This is a genomic window from Psychroflexus salis, from assembly GCF_014640175.1.
Lineage (GTDB): Bacteria > Bacteroidota > Bacteroidia > Flavobacteriales > Flavobacteriaceae > Psychroflexus > Psychroflexus salis.
Genome location: NZ_BMGL01000030.1, coordinates 1 through 977 on the forward strand (window position 1 = coordinate 1; position 977 = coordinate 977).

At 30.5% G+C, this 977-nt stretch carries 1 pseudogene; it reads right to left on the bottom strand.

What is annotated here, in order from left to right:
- Nucleotides 1–16 precede the first annotated feature (16 nt).
- Nucleotides 17–916 (bottom strand): annotated as a pseudogene (locus tag IEV63_RS12905) (IS982 family transposase).
- Nucleotides 917–977 lie beyond the last annotated feature (61 nt).

Below are 977 nucleotides of genomic sequence, written 5' to 3' on the forward strand. Positions count from 1 at the left end.
AATAACCTGAGTTCGATTAATCGAATATAGTTATTTGATTAGTATTCAATGCGTATTGGAAGTTAAGTGATGGTTTTTTGTCAAAAAATGAATACGCAATAAGCCCTGATAAAAGATTTGTAATAAAATTGCCTATAGATCTATGTCTTGAATGTTCAACTTGACACATGTTTTTAAGTTCATCATTTACTGTTTCAATAACAGATCTTTTCCTAAGTAATATTTTATCAGAAAGAGTCATTAGGCTGTTTTTCATGTTGTTACGAAGTTGAGTGATGTGATGTATACCGTCAACAAAATAGAAGCTTCTCAAGCTTTTTAGAAATGTATCCTTTATCGGCAAATAGTTTTCCAAATATTCCTTTTAAAAACCCTTCGTTTTTTAATGGTTCTCTATCATCAACGTTAGCGGCTGTAATTGTAAATCTCAAGATTTCACCTTTATCATTGATTATGATGTGAAGCTTGAATCCATAGAACCAACCCATTGTAGATTTCCCAACCTGAGCAACATCTTTAAAGACTTTGTTGTTTTTTATCCGCTTATTTTTACACACCCTAATAGGGGTAGAATCTACAAAAGAAATACCTGTACAGCTGCCCATGCAACAGGTCTTTAAAACATTGTTAATGGCAAAATATTAGACTGTATTAGTTCAGTAAACCTATTGTAAGAAACGGTTTTAGGGAATTCAGCATTCATATGCTTTTGAACATAGAAAATGTAGAAATGTTTAAAGCAACGAAAGCTACTAAGGTGAAATAAAATCATAATTGTAATAATTTCACTCGGACTCATGATAGGTGGTCTTTTTGACTTATTGCCTAAACTATGTTTTTGCAAAAAGGGAGTAAATTGTTGAGTGAACTCATCGACAAGACAAAAAATATCAGTAATTTTGCTGTAAGATAACATAAGAAATAGCTTTTATATATTTGAATTTCAACACTTTAAATATAAAGCTATTTCTTTTTTT